Origin of the sequence: Francisella-like endosymbiont (assembly GCF_003069505.1) — a bacterium.
In the GTDB taxonomy this organism is placed as follows: Bacteria; Pseudomonadota; Gammaproteobacteria; order Francisellales; family Francisellaceae; genus Francisella.
On record NZ_QAPC01000006.1, the window covers coordinates 48,348 to 64,709 of the forward strand.

Here is a 16,362-nt window from a genome sequence, read left to right on the forward strand (position 1 = left end):
TTTAGTTTAATTATTAAAATGGACTTGATTTATGCAACAGGTACCTAGATATGTCATTGTCGGCAACGGCAATGTAGCAGCACATATGTGCTACTATTTTGAATGCTTAAAATTAGATTTTAAACAATGGTCACGAAATGATTCGTTAGTTAGTCTTGATAATCTACTAGATAATGCAACTCATGTCTTAGTTTTAATCAAAGATGCTGAGATACAAAGTTTTATACAAAAGCACCTCTTAAATAGATTAGATAAGTTAATAATAGTTCATTTTTCAGGACTTTTGAATATTGAAAATGCTTACTCAGCTCACCCGTTACAGAGTTTTCCAAACAAGTATTTATATTCGTTAGCCGAGTATAAATCTATCACTTTTATAACTACTAATAAAAATATCGCTTTTAGTCAGCTTTTACCTATGCTACCTAATGCTAATTTCTATATTAGTAAAGATGACAAAGCTTATTATCATGCGCTATGTGTCTTAGCTAACAATGTAACCACATTGATTTGGCAAAAATTTTACTCTGAAATGGAGAATCGCTTTGATATAAAAGCAGACTATCTAACACCTTTCTTAGAAACCACATTTAAAAATATCAAACAAAATCATCATGCCCTATCTGGACCAATTGCACGAGGTGATAACATCACACTAAAAAAAGATCTCGAGGCTTTAGTTGGTGATGATTTCTATGATTTTTTTAAAGTGATTGTTAACCAATTTTCATTTAAGGATAAAAGATGAAATCTATTCTAAGCTTCAAAAGAGCTAAAGCTAATCGAAAAAAGATATCGATGATCACATGTTATGATTACACTTTGGCTAAAATTATAAACACTACTGATATAGATTGTATTCTTGTTGGTGATAGCGGTGGTATGGTATTACTTGGTAAAAAAAATACCACATATACAACTCTAGCTGATATGCAGTTTATGACTCAAGCAGTAGCTAATGGCGCTACAGATAAGCTTATAATTGCTGATTTACCATTTATGAGTTATCGTCAATCATTAGAAACAACTATGCAAGCTGTAACAACGTTGATACAGTCAGGAGCTCATGCTATCAAACTTGAGGGTACAGCAGGAAACTCAGATAGTATAAAGCATATTGTTGATTCAGGTGTTCCAGTAATGGGACATATTGGTATGACACCACAGTTTGTAAATAGCTTTAGCGGATTTAAAGTCCAAGGTAAAACTGAAGCTGCTGCTAAACACTTACTTGAAGAAGCTAAACTTCTCGAACAAGCAGGATGTTTTGCATTAGTACTAGAATGTATACCTGCAAAAATTGCCAAACAAATTACACAATTACTAGAAATCCCGACTATAGGTATCGGTGCTGGTGTAGATACCGATGGTCAGATTTTGGTACTCCAAGATATGCTAGGTATGAATACTGGCTTTCAACCAAAGTTTGTTAAGAAATATGTAGATGCCTCAAAGTTATTTTCTGATGCTATAAATACATATGTTAAAGAAACAAAAGACAACATCTTCCCTACTAAGGAGCATAGTTATGATTATTGCTAATAATATCCAACAATTTCGTTCAATAAGAAATAACCTTATCAAACAACAAAAAATAGGTTTTGTACCTACAATGGGAGCTTTACATAATGGTCATGTTAGCTTAATCAACAAAGCTAAAGCAGAAAATGATGTAGTTATTGTAAGTATATTTGTAAATCCAACACAGTTTAATAATCAATATGATTACCAAACATACCCTAATCAGTTACAGCAAGATACACAAATATTAAAGTCACTAGATGTTGATGTATTATTTAACCCAAGTGAAAAAGATATCTACCCAGATGGTAACCTGCTGAAAATAGAACCTGAGCTTGCAATAGCTAATATTTTTGAAGGTAAAGCTAGACCTAGACACTTTAGTGGGATGTTGACTGTTGTGTTAAAACTCCTGCAAATAACTAAGTCTGATAATTTATATTTAGGTGAAAAAGACTACCAACAACTTATACTAATTAAGCAGCTTATAAAAGATTTTTTTATTGATATTAAGGTTATTAATTGTCCTACACAAAGAGAACCATCTGGCTTACCACTTAGCTCTAGAAATAAAAATCTCTCAGCAACAGATAGAGAAATTGCTAAAGCAGTTTATAAAATCCTCAAACAAGATGATTTCTCAAACTTAGAAAATCTTATCGACAAAATTAAAGCTACTGGCGCAAAACTTGAGTATATCGATGAGTTAGATAAGAGAATATTTTTAGCATTTTATATTGGCAAAGTACGTTTAATTGATAATTTCTTAAAGGAGATCGGACCATCATGTTAATTTCAGTTTTAAAATCAAAAATCTCATACGCTACTATGAGTGGCAAAGATTTATTTTATGTTGGCAGTATAACTATTGATAGTGAGATAATGAAACAAGCAAATATTATTGAAAATGAAAAAGTCCAAGTAATAAACTTAAACAATGGCGAGCGTCTTGAAATCTATGTAATAAAAGGTCAAGTTAATAGTAAAACTATAGTATTAAATGGCCCAGCTGCGAGAAAGTGTGAAATAGGTGATCAAATTTTTATAATCACTTATGCACAGATTGATCCTACTAAAGAAAGTATAAAACCTAAACTTGTTGATCTAAAAACTGGAGAATAACAAATGATAGTATGTATAGATATTGGTAATACGCATATATTTGGTGGAATCTTTATAGGAGATCAAATCAAATATAATTTTAGGTATCCATCAACTACACCTTGTACTTCTGATACTTTGGGTATATTTTTACTTTCATTCTTCGAGAGAAAAAAACTTGATGTAGAAGTTATCGAAGCAGTTGTGCTTTCATCAGTGGTTCCACACTTAGAGTATTCAGTTAACTCAGCGTGTAAAAAATATTTAGGTATCACTCCACTTGAGCTTAAACCTGGGATAAAAACAGGATTAAAGCTTGATATCAAAAACCCTCTAGATTTAGGTGCAGATCGTGTTGCAAACTCGATTGCGGCTATTTCTCATTTTCCATCGAGAAATATTATTATTGTCGACTTTGGCACGGCAACAACTATTTGTGCTATTTCAGAAAACAAAGCCTATATCGGTGGTGTTATCTTACCAGGGATTAATCTTTCAATGGAAAGCTTATCACAAAAAACTGCAAAACTATCTAATGTGACTATCTCTCGCCCTAGTTCTGCTCTAGGTAAGACAACTATCACACAAATCCAGTCAGGGCTAATATACGGTCAGCTAGGTGCTGTTAAAGAAATTATTAGTAGAATTTCTCAAGAAAGTTTTGCAGACAAAACACCAATATTAATAGCAACAGGAGGATATGCTCATTTGTTTGAAAAAGAGCAATACTTTGACATTATTATCACCGATTTATTATTACATGGTCTAAGAATAATTTGGGAGATGAATAAATAATGTATCCAAATATCCAATGGAATACCCGATTAATTACATTAACAAGTGATAATCAACCCTTTGGTTATATTGCGTTATTTGCTAATAAGGGTAGTTGGCCATCTATAGGAGGTGTCAGAATTCTTGAACAAGATTTTGATAACAAAGGTTTTAATTTAGCTTTATCACTAATCACTAGCGCATACTATGCAACAAAAAGCTCATAGTATTGGGTTTGATATGTCTGGAGCTAAAGCGGTAATCTATGTCTCAAAAAATAAAGATAGAAAACAACTTCTAAAAGATTTTGCCTTAGCTATTAATAATATTGATGGTGAGTATGTAACAGCGGTAGATATAGGTAGTAGCTGTCAAGATATGAGTCTAATTGCTAAATATTCTAATTTGTCACCTGTCTCATCAAGGCTCTAACGATAGAGATTATAATGCTTCGTACTATACAGCTCTTGGTGTATTTCAAGCAATCAAATGCTGTTATAAATACAAATTTAGTTCATTAGCTGATAGTTGTATTAGTATTCAAGGACTTGGTAAAGTAGGACTAAATCTAATTAAACTAATCAAACAACAATTACCTAATGTAACTATTAATGCTACAGATATAGCTATTGATAGATGCCAATTAGCGCAAAATACTTGGCTAAATGTTAATGTTGTCGCCGCTGATGAGATATATCAAATTCCTAGTGACATCTTTATAGCAGCAGCTACATCAAATATCATCACTGAATATCAAGCAAAACTTATAAACACTAAAATATTTGTTAGTGCTGCGAATAACCCTTTTAAGAACAGCCAAACACAGAAAATACTTAACGATAATAATACGCTAGTTTTACCTGATTATATCGTTAATACAGGAGGACTAGTAAGCTGTGTATATCAATATAAGCTGATATTTCAACAACAGTGTCTTGAAAAAATATATCAAATAGGTCTAAATGCTGAGAGGTATATTAACAATTATCAAGCTCAACACAATCATTAACTAAATCAGCTATATTTGAATATCTATAAATTGATTTTTGGATTATCGCATTTAGATTATGATACTGACTAATAATTGTTAACCTATATTTAGCTCGTGTAATAGCTGTATACAATAGCTGTTTACTTAGAGCCTCATTATCTTGTGCCGGAAGTATTATCACAACCTCATCAAACTCTGAGCCTTGAGTTTTATGGATTGTCATAGTATAAATACTCTCATATTTAGGTAGCATATTAAGACTAAAAGCTTTATCTTGTTTACCATCAAAATATGCGCGAAGCTTACCAGTAGCATCTGGCCAGATAATCCCAACATCACCATTAAACAAACCAAGCGAATAGCTATTTTGAGTTATCATAATCGGTTTGCCTTTGTAATTAGAGTCTATTGTTTTACCAATTAGCTTTTCTATCTTTTGATTTAGCTTATCAGTGCCGATTTCTAAGTTTTTATTTGCTACAAGTATTCTAAACTTACATAGTTCAACTAAAGCTTGTTTATAGTCATGACATTTTTCTAATTGTTTATACTCACCTGCATATACTTTTAGGCAACTGACTAAGCTTTTTAGATCATAAAAGTTTATGCTATCATTCTGATATTTTTGTCGATCTATATAACCAGCTAATACATCATTAGCAAGGTTATTTATATATTGTTGTGAACGATAATTTTTGAGCAGTTGTGTTGTATAAGCTGTAATAGTTGTATCACTAGCAACTGTAAAATTAGCTAGAAGACTACCTGCTTCTACCGAAGGTAACTGATTAGCATCACCAATTAAAACCAATTTAGTATTCTCGGCAACAGCACGTATTAATTTGATAAAAATATTAATATCAAGCATCGAAGCTTCATCAACAATAATTACATCATAAGGAGCTCTTGACTTTTGATTATATCTAATATAGGTTGAATTTGGTCGTAAGCCTAAAAAACGGTGAATAGTCTGCCCTTCTAGCTTATATAAAACATCAATAATATCGTCAATATCCAAATCTTTGGCATTAATATTTTTAATAGTTGATCTTAAAGATTCTGTTATACGCAGTGCTGCCTTACCTGTAGGAGCTAGAAGTGCTATTCTCTGCTGATTTTGATTAAGCATTTGTGTAGCTAGCAAAAGTTTGGCAACTGTAGTTGTTTTACCAGTACCTGGTCCCCCAGAAATAATACTAAAATCATAACTTAGACTTTTGATAACTGCTTGTTTTTGCCAGTCAATCTCATGATTATGTTCAAAGAGCTTAGCTACAAGTTGATTGATTTGATTAATATCTACGGTATTTACAGCTGTCTTTTGCCTAATAAACTTGGCTATTTCATTCTCATATATCCATAATCTCTTGATATATAAAGAGTTATATTTTTTAGCAAAATGAATAGGTAGTTTTGTATAATCCAAAGACTTTAGAATAGTTATAATTTCTTGGTAACTTGGTAGCTTAAAACCTGCTTTACTTTGATCTTTGTCACAAGCAAAAATAGTCTTGTCAGCCAAGTTGCTTATTTTTATACAACTGTGACCATGACTATAAGCTGACATAAGTTCGATTAGAAGATGAAATAGAATATCTCTAGCAGAACTATTTCTAGAACTAGTTTGTAAATTAATTAACTCTAGCACCTCTCTAGCAAAGAAAAAATCTACAGCTTTGATACTTGCTAGTTTCTTACTAGCTTCACGGAAGGTTTTATACATTTTCACCTCCATTAAACAAGTTAACTAAGATGTTAATAATCTCTAAGGGTGGTCTTGCTTTATAGACTCCAAAGCCATCTTTCATACCACGAAGATAAAAATAATACACTCCACCAAAATGCTTTTCATAACTATAATCTTGAATATTTTGTTGCAGATATTTATCTAGAGCAACACTATATATCAAGTATTGCAAGTCATATAAACTACTTTGATTTTTTTCTTGTATAGCTTGTTGATTATAGTCTTCTAGTTTATCACCAAGATAGTTTGACTTATAGTCAGCAACATAATATTTACCGTTATGCTCAAAAATTAAGTCTATAAAACCATGTAACATACCAAAGATTTTAGTATTTGATATATTGTTTAAATCAAAATTAATAGATTGTGTGGTCAAGTCTGATGGGATGGCCTGAACTGTTTTACGATATTTCTCTAGAACTTTAATAATATGCGTTTTATAAAGTTTCTCATTTGTCACTGGGAAGTAAAATTCTGCTTCTTTTAATGTTTTTGAATTTAGAATATCTTTTAGACAGAAACTAGTTTTTGTGTCATCCTCTATCTCTATATAATTAATTAGAGCTTCTAAACATTCTTCTAGCCATGCTTTTAAATCACTAAAATCTTCTGCAGCAACAACCTTATATCTAGCGATTTGCTCTTGTAAAAGAGTATCATCAATTTGTCCACTGCTAAAATCTGTATGTTCTAAAACATTATGCAAAATATTACCAATATCAGCTCCCTTTGAAGCTGTAAATCTAAATTCTAATTTTTTGTTTAAATCTTGAGTTTTATCATCCTCTGATTCATCATTTTCTTTCTCTAAAACTGCATTTTGAGTTTTTGATTTGGATATTTTTGAGAAAGATAACATCTCCCAATTATCATTTTCTAAACTGCTAATATCATTTGCTTTCAAAGTGTTATAATCAAGAGCTTCGACTTCGTACTGTGATTTTTTTAATCTAATATTTTGAGTATCTGCAACATTTATTAGTAAACTTTGATTAGCTGGATTAGATATAATTTTTTGTATTTTTTCTAGCCAACTATCATCTTTTTGATAGCCTAAAAATTGTGCTAATGGTGACTTTTCACTATTACGATATTTTGCCACTCCTATATAACATCGATGCTCAGCACGAGTAACTGCTACATAAAATAATCTCATTAGCTCTTCAATAGTTTCTTTTTCAATAGCCTTTTTTATAGCTTCATTATTACCAAGCTTATAAACGGTTTGCTTTAAATTGCTATCATAATATTTATCTATTTTAAACTTTGCAGGACTTACATAACTTGCAAATGGTACAAATACAACCGAATACTCAAGTCCTTTTGAGCCATGAATTGTAATTATCTTGATAAGATTATCATCGCTTTCTAATCTTAACTCAGCTTCACTACTAGCAGTATTTTTGAGTTGTTGACGATACCATTTAATTAGTTGATTTGGATGTTTATATTTATTCTCAGCTACTTTTATAAGCTCCGCTAGATGTAGAATGTTTGTAATAGTTCGTTCTTTAGAGTCACCTCTTTGAGTAAAGCTCTCATGTATAACTTGCATTATAAATGTCATAAAGCTATATTTATGCCATTTGCTGCGTAATTCTTTGGCTTTTTCTATTTGCTCATCCCAAGCTGATACATCATCTTCAGCAAGATATTTAAGCATTTTGTCTACAGTACCACCAAGTAAACTAGTTGATAGCGCCTTTTTAAAAAGAGATTTATTCTCAAGATTATTGATACCTTCCATAAGAGCTAATATCTCTTTAGCCTCTTGACTATGATAGACATTATCTCTTTGGCTTAGATAAACTAAACTAAGATTTTGCTTGCGTAATGCTTGCTGAATAGTTTTTGCTTGAGTGCCATTCTCTACAAGTATTGCAATATTATTTTCTGCTATCTTTTTAGAATTTAATAATCTAACAATCTCATTTGCTATCCATGCAGATAATTTTGTATCAATATCGTTTTTGTTATTACCTTCTTCTACTTGATAATAAAAATAATTTATCGGCTTAAGATTATCTTCAAAGTCTCGTGCTTTTTCATCAGCATTCGATGAGGCTTTGACAGTCTGATAATCAATCCCCTGACTAAAGATATCTTTACAAATAACACCTTCTTCTTGATAATCTTCGGTATAAAAAAGACGATTGTATGCTTTTATCATTTCTCTAGTAGATCGCCAGTTTGTATCCATACTCCATTGATTTTCTGTAGGGCAACTATTCTTAGCTTTTAAGTATGTAAAAATATCACCATTTCTAAAGCCATAAATAGCCTGTTTTGGATCACCTATCATAAGTAACAATAACCCATCTATTCCCCTTTGGTACGAAGGGGTGGCAGTCGCAGACTGACGGGATAGTTTATTGCTTTGTGGGTAAATAGTATCTAATATATCATATTGCTGGGCATCTGTATCTTGAAATTCGTCTATAAGAGCAACTGGATATTGAGTTTGTAGAGTTTTGACTAAATCAGGTGATTTTTTGACACTTTGGCAAAGCTTAGTGATTAAATCGTCAAAGTCTAAGACACCTTTTTGCTCTTTAGCTTTTGCAAAATCTTGGCGGATTCGTAGGCAGGCTTGTTGAATAAATCGAGCTGCTTCAAACTGTTTTTTATATTCTTCTAAATCTTTTATATCTGAATATTTATCTTTTAAAGCTTTAATTTCTTCAAAAGTTTCTATTAATTGTTCTTTTTGTGCATGGCGAGAATATCTTTTACTATTAATGAAGTCAGAAACATCTTTAGGCATCAAGCTTAATTTATTATCATTAGCCCAGATTTCTATAGTCTGCCATTCTTCAATTCTTTTTACCTTATCTTTATGCTTAATAACAAGGTTATCAAAAATAAAAGCCTTATTAATTTCTAAATTATCAAAAACCTGTTTTTTCTCTTTTATTAATTTGTCAACTTCCTGCTCAAAACTATCTACCAAAATCTCATAATTAGACCTAATAAAATTTAGCAAACTATTCCTACCCAAAAATTTCTCTGGTGTATGGAAACCGTAAGCTTTTAGATACTCAAAATTAGTCTGGTTTTTATTGATATTTTTTCTAAAAAAATCCTCAACTACCTTTTGTAAAATATTAGAAGTATCAACCTCCATAGATACATCCATCTCGATACCACTAGCAAAGGCTTGTTCACTTAGAACCTTTTTACAAAAACCATGAATTGTGAAAATAGCTGCCTCATCTATCTCAAGCAATGTTTTTTTTAGGTGCTTGTAATTTTCATCACCTTTTTGAATTAGTGTTTCTTGACCTGCTATCGAAACTTTAACTTGCTTATCTTTAGATACATCATCTAATACACCTCTAATCTTACCTTCAACCCTACCGATAATCTCTTGTGTAGCATCTTTGGTAAATGTCATTATAAGAATTTGGCTTGGTAACAACTGCTTTTCTAGTAGTAAGCGAATATATATATCTGTGATATTATAAGTCTTACCCGTCCCAGCACTTGCTTCTATTATGTGGCGACCTTGTAAAGGTATTGTTTTTGCATCTAGGTTTTTCATTATTATTTTTTTTAATCCTATTAAAATAGTTAAATCTATATATTAGTTATCTGTTCTTATCCTAAAAATCCTACTAACAAATATAAAAAATAATGCTATTGCTGTACCACTAAAAGTTTCTATCAAACGCAAACCAGTATTTAAAAATGGTGAATAACTAGGTTGATATAACCCTAATGCTACAATCACCCCAGCATTAGCACTACTCATTTTGATAGCATTCTCAAGGTGCAGACTAGCAGTGAGTAAAACACTAATAGCTACAGCTAAAATCATAACATAATAGTCCTAAAATACATGTAAAAATAAATGCTGTAACACCACCAATCACAGAGCCTACTAATATTTGAAAAGCAGCCAAATACGAGTCTCTAATACTTAGTTGTAAGATTGTTGAAACTGTAATCAAACACCAAAATCCTCCAATAATTGATTGACTACGATGCAACAAGCTTGACATATAAAAACCTAATAAAAAACATATACAACCAGCTATTGCTATTTCAAAGCTTATATAAATGTTTTGTATAGTTGTGGCGTAGTAGAATGTTTATTGTTGATTTTCATTAATAACCTCAAAAAACTCTCTGTAAAACTCTTCACCTTCAAAATCTTCTATAGTTGGAAACTCATTATAGAAAAGCTTGAAATAACTATCATCTTCTAGAGCATTAAAATTATGCTCTGAAGACTTTATTACATTTCGCCAAGCTAGTTGTTTTTTCTTATCAGTATTATTTTTAGGATTATAAATAGCTTCAACCAAAGATAAATATACTAGTTTAGGTTTAGTTACTATCTGCTCAGCTTGATTTATATAATGCTCTAGCATTTCTTTAGCTGTTGTATAGCCGATATTTTCTAATCTAAATTCTTTTATTTGGTCTTTTTCTAGCCCATAATAAACTGCAAAAATATCTCTTTGCTCAATATATGCTACTAATAGCGCTGTTAAATATAGTTCAAATTTCTTTCTTATACTTAAACTTGATGGTGTAGATAACAGGATTTGATTATCATTAATATAACAATTAGCTTCTAACTCATAACCTAATATTTCTTTATGAAAATATTTACTCTCATAACTAGCTAAATCGATAGTACCTAGTAGCTTTTGGATATTCTCAACTTCTAAGTCAATCTCAGTATCAGTAAGTACAGATTCTGGAAACTTACCACTTAGTTTAGCTGTTTTTATTGTTAGATTTTTATCTTTATTAGCACTTAAGACATCAAATAGTTCTTGTTTTAAACTATATTTTACTAGACCATCAACATCAAATGGCTCACTGTCTTCTAACTCTTCAAAGTTATCTTCTAAATACAGCTCTAAACCATAATTTGCATAAGCTTTAAGTGGATTATCAAATATTTTTGCTAATTTTGATATAGTAAGATTTTGTAGTAATTTACTATAACTACCATCATTTATGGATTCCATGGTCAAGCCTGACGGAAGGATACTAGTACCTATTCGCCTTTGGTACACAGGTTTAGTAATCGTAGACTGACGGGGTAGTTTTTTGTCATCATAAAAAGCTATAGACCGTGCTTGTAATAGCTTCAACCAAGCCTCATCATAACTTCTATATTCATTTGAATAACACTTGGGGCTAAAAGCATGTATTGGGTATTCCTTTATATCACTTGTTATATTTTTTATTTCAGATTTAGGCTTTTTCTTATCTTTAGCTTCATCATCTAGTGTATACAAATCATAATTTGATTGTAAGTAGCTAATCAACTCTTTAAGTATCAAGCTTGGCTGTTGCTCTGTATTTGTTTTAACACTCCTACCAATATAACTTATATACAAATAATCCCTCGCTGACAAAATTGACTCTAAGAATAAATATCTATCATCATCACGCTTAGTTCTATCACCTGTTTTTCTACCAAGTCTTGCCATTAGATCAAAACTAATAGCTGATTCTTGGCGTGGGAATTTACTATTATTCAGTCCTAGCATAGCTATAATCCTAAACGGTACGCTGCGCATTGGTGTCATTGAGCAAAAAGTAACTTTTCCATTTAAGAAATGGTTATTTATAATTGGTTCTGATAATTGAGAAATTAAATAATATCTAATTGTATATAAATCAATCTCTTTATCAGCTAATATATTCTTAGCTGTTGTCACTGTCTTTGCGATAATATCTTTTATTTTCTTAGCGATATATTGCTCTTCTTGGAAGATATCAAAAACATTATCAAACATTTCTAAAAGATAATCTTGCCATGCTGCAAGACTTCTTGTTTGAAGTAACTCTTGAGAGTACTCTTCTAAAAGCTCTAGTAACTCATATAATCCACTAAGCTCGGTAATCTCACTTCCCTCAATAACTGGTACAGTCATTAATTTATCATCAATAATACAGCTACTATCATTATAGCTAAAACCAAAAATCAGCCTTTTTAATCCCCAACTCCATGAAAATGTTTGGTCATTATTACTATGGTGAATACATGCCTGCTTCAACCAATAACGAATAGTTTCTAGCTGCTCATCAAAGATTTTAAACTTCTGTTGGATTGCTGGCACAGATAAATAATCTAGTATTTTATTAACTTCAAAATTACTCTCTGGTAACTGTAAAAGCTCAATAAAACTAGCTACTAAAGGTTCTGAATCGAGAAGTGTCCTATCTGCTATTGAACAAGGCAGCTTTTTATCTGTTGGATATCTTGAGAAAACACTATCAATATATGGTGAATAATCTCCAATATTTGGACACATTACCAAAATGTCACGAGGCTTAATACTTGGATCGGCTTTTATCATATCCAAAAGCTTATCATGCAAAACTTGTACTTCTCTAAGTTGGCTATGACAAGAGTTAATACTTATAGTTAAATCTTTTTGTTTAGCGTGATTTTGGCAATCTAGCTCAAGTAAATTTCTTTGTAAGCTAACTAACTGACTTTGATTATTATTCTCAAGTTTTGTAAAATCTAATTCACTTGTATTAAACTGTTCAAAAACTTCTAGTTCTTGTTTACCTTCATTTAAAAGTAGTTCTCTAAAAAATTCTTTCCCTTGCTGACCAAGATTTGCTAAAAGTGGCTGAATTTCGTAATCATCATTATCTAGCCATACTGAGATTTTATCTTTGTGTAAGTCATACCAATACTCACTGCATGGATTAATATACAAAATATGTAAATTAATATACTTAGCTAATTCAAATATAAATTTAAGGTTTTTTGGTGATATTGTATTAACCCCGAAGATATAAATATCATTTGATATATTTAACTTTTGTAGGTTTTGTTTACTAAGCTTTTGTGTTGCTTGCGTTTTCAATTTGTAAGGTGTATCAGGCACTTGTGCAACTAGATTTTGCCACAGCTGCATCTGCCAATCCTCATCATCTTCAGGGTTAGATAAGTTTATGAATTTATTTTGCTCCCAAGCTTCTAACCAGTCTGTACGGTACAATAGATATTTTGAAAAAACCTCGGCTATTTTAACTGCTAATTGATATTTTTTAAGGTCACTATCTTGATAGTATTCTCTAAGTTTAAGGCTATCTATATTATCTAAGCTTTTAAAGACTCGCCAAACAAGAATATCCTTTGTGTAAGCTTTTTTATATTCTTGTTTGCCAGTTATTTCATAACAAATATCTAGAATATAACCATTAATCATGTCATATTTAAGATTCATTGCAATATTGCGATTTTCTGCTAGTTGCATACTTAGCCAATGTTGCATACCACGGCTACCAATAATTAACTGTGTCGGTGTGAAAATATCTTTCTGTTTAACATCTAAAAGCTTAGATAAAACCTGTACAAGATACTCTAATTTGTTTGAAGGATAAGTATATAATGCCATGTTTTGTCAATCACAATAGTTATATAAGCTATTTTAGCAAATCAACACTACAAAGATTAATATTTATCTTAAAAATAAATTTTTAGGTTTGAAATTATAGTTGAATAAGCTAAAAGAGTCAGCATGGGCTTTTTCCCAAGCTCTAGCAAAACTTGCTGGAATGTTACTATCAACTAAACAATTTTCTTGAATAAAATCATACAAATCTGCGTATGATTAAATTTCATTAACAGATATACGCTTTTTAAGATTTTCGGTCCAACATCATCAGCTGAAGTAAGCCACATAGCTCTAATAATTTCTAATAAAATTGAATTGTAGCTTTATGAAAGTTATAAACTCGATACATTTTGTCTTCGACTACTAAAGCTTTTTCAAAGCGTGGATTTTGTGTTGCCACACCAACCGGACAAGTGTTGTTATTACATTGTCGTGACTGAATATACATCCAATAGCAAGCATCATTGCTCTAGCTGAATTACAAGTATCTGCTCCCATAGCAAATAACCTAACCATATCAAAACTTGTAGCTACTTTACTACTTGTGATTATACGAATCTCATTGCGTAAGCGACAACCCAATTAAAGCATTATGCACAAAGATTAAGCTATCTTCTAAAGACATGCCGATATGGTGAGAAAACTTAAATGGTGCTGCTCCAGTTCCCCCAGCAGCTCCATCTATCGTTATAAAATCAGGTTTTATTTCTGTCTCAAGCATTGCTTTACAGATGGACAAAAACTCGACATGACTACCAATACATAGCTTAAAGCCAATTGGTTTTCCATTAGAAAGATCTTTTAGCCGTTTAATGAAATGGTAAAATTCTAATAGCGTCGAAAAAGCACTATGAGTAGGCAGTGATAGTATATCTTTATCCATTCCAACACCTCTAATTTCGGCAATTTCTGGAGTTATCTTAGCTGCTGGTAAAATCCCACCATTAGATGGTTTAGCTCCTTGAGATAACTTAATTTCTATCATCTTAACACTATCTAAATTTGCTTTTTCAGCAAATTTCTCCGCTAAGAACATATCTTTAGTTCGACAACCAAAATAGCCTGTACACCAATTGAAATACAAGATCGTCACCTTGTAAATTATACTTAGTCAAGTCACCCTTAACCCGTACATTTATAAAAACCACCAAGATTAGCACCTTTATTCAAATCCATAATAGCATTGCAGATAATGCACCAAAACTCATTGCTGATATGTTCAGATGCGATGCCATATAAGGTTGTTTACAATCAGAACCACCAAATTTAACTCGTGTCTCAATCTCATTAAGTTACTTAGGCATGAGCGAATGTGTTACCCATTCATAATCAACTCTACCAATATCTTTCTCAGTAACAAATGCAACAATATTATTAATACCCTTAGCACGACGATAAATTGTTGAACGCAACTCCCTCTACCAAAAGGTTTTTCATCTAAACCATTATATCCTCCTAGTGTATTTTGTAACCCTTGGCTCAAAGCATTTAAAGTTATAGGCTGTTTACCATCTATACTAAATATATAACCATCACCTTTGTAAAACTTTTCTTTCAATTCCATTAGAATTTTATTAAGCTTGGTTACTTAATGGCTGTACAAAATCAGAGTCTTTTCTCTTATCATGTTGTGAGCCTTTCATTTTAACAGCCGGTATGACTAAATATTTACCATGTTCATCATCTCTAATTTCTTTCCACTCAAGATTTAATACGATACTTTGCCTAAAGGCTAAAAAAGTAACATTTGTAAAGCTCTTTTTGTAATAATATCTCCAGGGTAACTGTCAAAATCATTAAGCATTTGACTAAACCATGCCTTTTGTTTTAAAGGGCCTATATAAGTGTAATTACCCCTCTTTCTCTAGATAATACTCCACTAATATCTAGCTATATTATGCTCAAAAAATCCTCTAGCTACCGCATACTGATAAATATTAGAAAATAAATCTTTCTTTTTTCTTTGAGCTTATGGAACATTTCCAAATTTCTCAATAAATTTTGCAATCTTATATGTTTTGATAGTATCAATATATCTACTACCAAATACTGGCTTCGTATCTTTATTTAATATTCTTAACTTTCTTTTCTTACTATCATATCCAATATCTAACTTATCTATAGCTTTTATTGCTATATTCATAAACAGACGCTCATCTTTAGTTTTAGTAAGCTCTCTATGTATTCTAGGGTCTTCATTATTAGCTAGTAAACTATTATATTTAAAAGCTTTCTCTCTAGCTTATTTTAGAGATATATCGGGTTTTAGAGATATATCGGGATAAACCCCTAATCCATGGTATAGCGTCTTTTATTCAATTTATACTGATATACCCATGATTTAGTATTTGAAGGTGTTACTTTAAAATAGAGCCTATTACCATCTCCCTGACTTGGACCATCTTTAAAAGTAAGCTTGTTGATTTTTATATCTGTTAACTTTCCAGCCATAATCTAAAAAGACTTATGATTGTTATTAACAGTATATCTCAATATGTACTTTTTTGTAGGTTTAGATGATATTTTATGATACGAGATAGCACAATAAACCTTTTGAAAGTATCGTTTTTATTAGGCTTGTAATACGTGATGATATTTATTGAAACCATAAGATGGTGCCCGGGGCCGGACTCGAACCGGCACGGAGGTTAAGCTCCGAGGGATTTTAAGTCCCTTGTGTCTACCAATTTCACCACCCAGGCTAGTCTGGAGGCTGAGGCCGGACTCGAACCGGCGTCCAAGGCTTTGCAGGCCTCTGCATAACCACTTTGCTACCCAGCCACACATGAAAGAGTATGGAGCGGGAAACGAGGCTCGAACTCGCGACCCCAACCTTGGCAAGGTTGTGC

General features: G+C 31.7%; 13 protein-coding genes, 2 tRNA genes and 2 pseudogenes. 8 read left to right on the top strand and 9 right to left on the bottom strand.

Going from position 1 to position 16,362, the window contains the following annotated elements; genetic code table 11:
* Positions 1-31 precede the first annotated feature (31 nt).
* Genes C9379_RS08370 through C9379_RS08405 form a run of 8 tightly spaced genes read left to right on the top strand, consistent with a single transcriptional unit; the run spans position 32 to position 4,405 of the window.
* A complete protein-coding gene (locus C9379_RS08370) occupies positions 32-748 on the top strand; it encodes a DUF2520 domain-containing protein (RefSeq protein ID WP_143385215.1) in 717 nt (238 codons plus the stop codon).
* Positions 745-1,542 carry a 3-methyl-2-oxobutanoate hydroxymethyltransferase gene (gene panB / locus C9379_RS08375; protein ID WP_143385216.1) on the top strand — a complete coding sequence of 266 codons (798 nt, stop codon included), beginning with the start codon at positions 745-747 and terminating at the stop codon, positions 1,540-1,542. The genes C9379_RS08370 and panB overlap by 4 nt, the downstream gene beginning before the upstream one ends.
* Positions 1,529-2,314, top strand: coding sequence for a pantoate--beta-alanine ligase (gene panC, locus C9379_RS08380; RefSeq protein WP_143385217.1), 786 nt, complete (start codon positions 1,529-1,531; stop codon positions 2,312-2,314). Before panB ends, panC begins: the two co-directional genes overlap by 14 nt.
* Positions 2,308-2,643, top strand: coding sequence for an aspartate 1-decarboxylase (locus tag C9379_RS08385; RefSeq protein WP_143385218.1), 336 nt, complete (start codon positions 2,308-2,310; stop codon positions 2,641-2,643). Before panC ends, C9379_RS08385 begins: the two co-directional genes overlap by 7 nt.
* A gap of 3 nt (positions 2,644-2,646) precedes the next feature.
* Positions 2,647-3,417: a type III pantothenate kinase gene (locus C9379_RS08390; protein ID WP_143385219.1), complete on the top strand. Its 771-nt coding sequence runs from the start codon at positions 2,647-2,649 to the stop codon at positions 3,415-3,417.
* Positions 3,417-3,623, top strand: a complete 207-nt coding sequence (locus C9379_RS08395; protein WP_143385220.1) for a hypothetical protein — start codon at positions 3,417-3,419, stop codon at positions 3,621-3,623. Before C9379_RS08390 ends, C9379_RS08395 begins: the two co-directional genes overlap by 1 nt.
* Complete coding sequence (locus C9379_RS08400; RefSeq protein ID WP_143385221.1) at positions 3,604-3,828, top strand: hypothetical protein; 225 nt, start codon at positions 3,604-3,606, stop codon at positions 3,826-3,828. The genes C9379_RS08395 and C9379_RS08400 overlap by 20 nt, the downstream gene beginning before the upstream one ends.
* A complete protein-coding gene (locus tag C9379_RS08405; protein WP_343377586.1) occupies positions 3,785-4,405 on the top strand; it encodes a Rossmann-fold NAD(P)-binding domain-containing protein in 621 nt (206 codons plus the stop codon). Before C9379_RS08400 ends, C9379_RS08405 begins: the two co-directional genes overlap by 44 nt.
* On the opposite strand, the gene recD is transcribed toward C9379_RS08405, so the two are convergent.
* The 9 genes and pseudogenes from recD to C9379_RS08445 form a co-directional block, all read right to left on the bottom strand.
* The gene (gene recD / locus C9379_RS08410) at positions 4,374-6,110 is read right to left on the bottom strand and encodes an exodeoxyribonuclease V subunit alpha (RefSeq protein ID WP_143385223.1); all 1,737 of its coding nucleotides are present in this window, start codon (positions 6,108-6,110) and stop codon (positions 4,374-4,376) included. The genes C9379_RS08405 and recD overlap by 32 nt on opposite strands.
* On the bottom strand, positions 6,103-9,675 hold the full coding sequence (gene recB / locus C9379_RS08415) for an exodeoxyribonuclease V subunit beta (RefSeq protein ID WP_143385224.1): 3,573 nt from the start codon (positions 9,673-9,675) through the stop codon (positions 6,103-6,105). Before recB ends, recD begins: the two co-directional genes overlap by 8 nt.
* Before the next feature lie 42 nt (positions 9,676-9,717).
* Positions 9,718-10,242 (bottom strand): annotated as a pseudogene (locus tag C9379_RS08420) (FUSC family protein).
* Positions 10,226-13,513, bottom strand: a complete 3,288-nt coding sequence (recC, locus tag C9379_RS08425) for an exodeoxyribonuclease V subunit gamma (protein ID WP_143385225.1) — start codon at positions 13,511-13,513, stop codon at positions 10,226-10,228. Before recC ends, C9379_RS08420 begins: the two are co-directional and overlap by 17 nt.
* A 63-nt stretch (positions 13,514-13,576) precedes the next feature.
* Positions 13,577-14,948, bottom strand: a pseudogene (locus C9379_RS08430) (glutamate synthase-related protein); the annotation flags it as partial.
* A gap of 534 nt (positions 14,949-15,482) precedes the next feature.
* Positions 15,483-15,656, bottom strand: coding sequence for a hypothetical protein (locus C9379_RS08435; protein ID WP_318263442.1), 174 nt, complete (start codon positions 15,654-15,656; stop codon positions 15,483-15,485).
* Positions 15,657-15,802: 146 nt separating this feature from the next.
* On the bottom strand, positions 15,803-15,964 hold the full coding sequence (locus C9379_RS08975) for an Arm DNA-binding domain-containing protein (protein ID WP_143385226.1): 162 nt from the start codon (positions 15,962-15,964) through the stop codon (positions 15,803-15,805).
* Between the two features lie 162 nt (positions 15,965-16,126).
* Positions 16,127-16,215: transfer RNA gene (locus C9379_RS08440), tRNA-Leu, on the bottom strand.
* Between the two features lie 5 nt (positions 16,216-16,220).
* Positions 16,221-16,294 (bottom strand) — tRNA-Cys (locus C9379_RS08445).
* Positions 16,295-16,362 lie beyond the last annotated feature (68 nt).